At 31.7% G+C, this 3,174-nt stretch carries 4 protein-coding genes and 1 rRNA gene; 2 read left to right on the top strand and 3 right to left on the bottom strand.

Features of this window, described 5'->3' with window-relative positions; genetic code table 11:
• A 16S ribosomal RNA gene (locus LC076_RS23895) occupies positions 1 to 76 on the bottom strand; the annotation flags it as partial.
• A 565-nt stretch (positions 77 to 641) separates the two neighbouring features.
• Between LC076_RS23895 and LC076_RS23890 the strand changes: the two genes are divergently transcribed.
• Positions 642 to 1,040: a DUF2809 domain-containing protein gene (locus LC076_RS23890; protein WP_226671599.1), complete on the top strand. Its 399-nt coding sequence runs from the start codon at positions 642 to 644 to the stop codon at positions 1,038 to 1,040.
• A 194-nt stretch (positions 1,041 to 1,234) separates the two neighbouring features.
• Here the strand turns inward: LC076_RS23890 and LC076_RS23885 are convergent, their stop codons facing one another.
• The gene (locus tag LC076_RS23885) at positions 1,235 to 1,606 is read right to left on the bottom strand and encodes a DUF4440 domain-containing protein (protein WP_226671598.1); all 372 of its coding nucleotides are present in this window, start codon (positions 1,604 to 1,606) and stop codon (positions 1,235 to 1,237) included.
• A gap of 750 nt (positions 1,607 to 2,356) precedes the next feature.
• On the opposite strand from LC076_RS23885, the gene LC076_RS23880 reads away from it, so the two are divergent.
• Positions 2,357 to 2,563 carry a hypothetical protein gene (locus LC076_RS23880; RefSeq protein WP_226671597.1) on the top strand — a complete coding sequence of 69 codons (207 nt, stop codon included), beginning with the start codon at positions 2,357 to 2,359 and terminating at the stop codon, positions 2,561 to 2,563.
• A gap of 80 nt (positions 2,564 to 2,643) precedes the next feature.
• On the opposite strand, the gene LC076_RS23875 is transcribed toward LC076_RS23880, so the two are convergent.
• Complete coding sequence (locus LC076_RS23875) at positions 2,644 to 2,781, bottom strand: hypothetical protein (protein ID WP_226671596.1); 138 nt, start codon at positions 2,779 to 2,781, stop codon at positions 2,644 to 2,646.
• Between the last annotated feature and the right edge of the window lie 393 nt (positions 2,782 to 3,174).

The raw sequence follows: 3,174 nt of genomic DNA, 5'->3' as shown, positions 1-3,174 counted from the left end.
CATCAATTCGCTCGACTTGCATGTATTAGGCACGCCGCCAGCGTTCGTCCTGAGCCAGGATCAAACTCTCCAATAAAGTAGTGTTTGACTTGCTCATAGTTTGTTTCGTTTTGTACTATATAGTACGTTTTGTTAATCGAAATTAACGTTGGCACGCTTGGTTTTGTTTAGTTTTCAAAGATCATTTATTAGTCGTTGTTCGCGACTAGGTATTTATCATAACATCTCTCTACTAATAAAGTCAATGTTTTTTGAATTTATTTTTGCGAGATAGTTTTCTAAAAGACATCTACCTTAGTGGGCAGAAACTTATAATAACCTAAAACTAAAGTATAGTCAATATTTTTTAAGAAAATCATCATAAACTTTAGAAATAATAGCTATTAACCAAATTCTTTAGTCTTACTACAGCTAATTCCCTAACATCTTGCATATGCGCTTTTATTATATTAATTAGTATTGCACAAAACTATTAGTTAGTCTAAATGATAAAATACATCAATGTGAAATAAATTACACAACCTTTTCAATAAATTATTTAAAAGAAATCAATCCCTTTCTAGATATTAAGCAGGACAATAAACTAATAGTGTAGAATTTCTCCTAAACAAAATATAGTCTGAAAAAGAGTGATCAAAACAATGTATAAAAAAGGAACAATTCTATATAAAAGAACAAATTATATATTTGCTATTTTCATCACAATTATACTTGGCCTAGCCTCTAGAGAATTTAGCTATATATTTCCTTCAATTATTACTCAAAATGCAGGAGATATATTATGGGCAATGATGAGTTATTACGGCTTCCGTTTCCTATTAATTCGTAAAAATCTCCATATAAGCTTTTGGTTCAGTTTAATTTTTTGCTTTATTATTGAATTTAGCCAACTTTATCAAGCAGACTGGATTAACTTCCTTCGAAGTAACTTAATAGGAGCATTAATTTTAGGAAAAGGATATCTTACGATTGACCTAATTCGATATACAACAGGAATCATAATTGCCACTGTGCTAGATAAATTAACTTATAATAGATGATTTAATCTCTAGTATTTTCAGCTAAGCATCCTTAATAAATACTATGAACGTTTTTCATTAGTCTGGTAAATTTTGATGTAATCTCTTATTAGGTGATACCTTCGCAGACTATTCTTTTCGTTAGACAAGAGAATTTCTAACTACAAATCGACTCGGTACTACTTTATAGTTATTCAAAACTAGATAATTGAACATTATGAAGAAAATGGAGAATTTGTTTTTGTTCCTTGATGAAATACCATTTGCCATTTATCATTAATAGACTTCCAGATAGAGCTACGTAACGAATGTTGTTTTGTATCCTCATTAAATACACGATAAGTTGCTAGCACTATTTCATCTGACAAAGGATGTATTTCAAAATCACTCAATTTCATGTTTACTATACCAATACCTTCTTCACCTATATTCCCATCCTTATACAAAACTTTTCCTGAGCTTCCAAATTCAAAAAACTGGTCGGCTAATATATTGGCAAGTTCGTTTTGAGACGTACGAATCTCTGGCTTTAACAAATTCTTTTCTAGTTGAAATAAATGTTCTCTTAACTCTATCTTATTTCCCATCTCATCTTCCTCCTCTCTATGCATTTGTTCGTTTATAATTAAACTTGTGGTTTATATATTATATATTGTACAACTTCTTTCCAAATTAGATGATCTAGTAAGCTCTGATATAAATATGTTGATGTCTTAACAAAGTGAACTATTGATACCAGTCCTAAAAGACGATATTAGGCAAAGTCGATTCACTCGAAACAAGACCCATCCTTCCTATTGGGTTGAAGATGTACATAAATAACCCGTCAAAAAGTGTATTACCATTCAAAAAGCATTTTAGAAGATTGGAGAATAATAATTTGAAAAGTTTCAGCAAGAAAATTTTGAAGTATGCTACTACTATTTTATTAATAGTATTATATAAGAACCTATTAGATTACCTAGTAACGTCGTTTAATTTAGAATATACTGTATTTGAGTTTATTCTAATAATAGTCGCCATAATTTTTGCCATAATCACAAGTGAATTTATCTTTAGGTCAAAATGATGGTTTATACTTTCATCTTTAACTAAAGGGTGCGAATGCTGAATAAGCATATTAGCATATAAATATTTCGATTGGTTTTTATGTTCTTCTTCAACTATCGGGCAGGATTAGCCAATAAGAAAGGAATATTCAGTTCACCTAAATATATAGTGTTAAATGATATGATTAAGTAGAATTTTGTAAGGGACTTCGTTGAAAATACTTAGATATATTTTAGCAATGATTCATAAGTTGAGGAGCTGTTTATGTAAAGTGAGGAGATGATTTTATGGTTAGTTTATTAGAAAACTTATTTCAAATATCGGCAATAATACTACTCCTGTGTTCATTCTATTATTACAGATACTTTAAAAAAATTAAGAGGGAAAGAAAACTTAATTTATTTGAACGTTCAATCTATATTACAACCCAAATTGCAATTTATCTTTGTGCAGGTAGTTATCTACTTCTGTTTTTAGATAGGAATTTTGGTTAAAAGTTATTCAACAAACGGATGCTTTAGTTAAATTATCAAAACATAGCTCTTTATCCTTTCAATTTTTTGGAAGTCCAGATTTATTTTAAAACATCATCATTAAGCACTAACATGCCTATAAATAAAAAGAAATCTTCAATCAATACTTTTCTATACAAAAAAAGACCAGTATCTCTACTGATCTTTCCACTCTTTACTTGGCGACGTCCTACTCTCACAGGGGGAAACCCCCAACTACCATCGGTGCTAGAGCTTAACTTCCGCGTCCGGATTTCGGCTTGCGATAAGCGGCGAATCTCCGCGTCAGCTTGTTCAATCAGATCCTCATGTGCCAACTTCGCACATTCCGGTCTTCATTCGCTGCGCTTCCTTGACCTTCTTGCTTCTCCCAAGCCTCAGGCTAGTAGTGCTTTTTAGTCTCTACCTCTTACACAATATCTTCGATATAAATAAATTAATGGATTGATCAATTTTTTCCTTCTACCTTTTTCTCCACAAAAAAAGACCAGTATCTCTACTGATCTTTTCACTCTTTACTTGGCGACGTCCTACTCTCACAGGGGGAAACCCCCAACTACCATCGGCGCTGAAGAGCTTAACTTCCGTGTTCG

Origin of the sequence: Metabacillus litoralis, from assembly GCF_020524045.1 — a bacterium.
Classification (GTDB): domain Bacteria; phylum Bacillota; class Bacilli; order Bacillales; family Bacillaceae; genus Metabacillus; species Metabacillus litoralis_C.
Note: the sequence above shows the minus strand (reverse complement) of the source record. Positions and strands in the feature narration are given on the sequence as shown.

Coding starts and splice junctions, on each gene's coding strand:
- LC076_RS23890 (WP_226671599.1), top strand. CDS start 642: ATGTATAAAAAAGGAACAATTCTATATAAAAGAACAAATTATATATTT.
- LC076_RS23885 (WP_226671598.1), bottom strand. CDS start 1,606: ATGGGAAATAAGATAGAGTTAAGAGAACATTTATTTCAACTAGAAAAG.
- LC076_RS23880 (WP_226671597.1), top strand. CDS start 2,357: ATGGTTAGTTTATTAGAAAACTTATTTCAAATATCGGCAATAATACTA.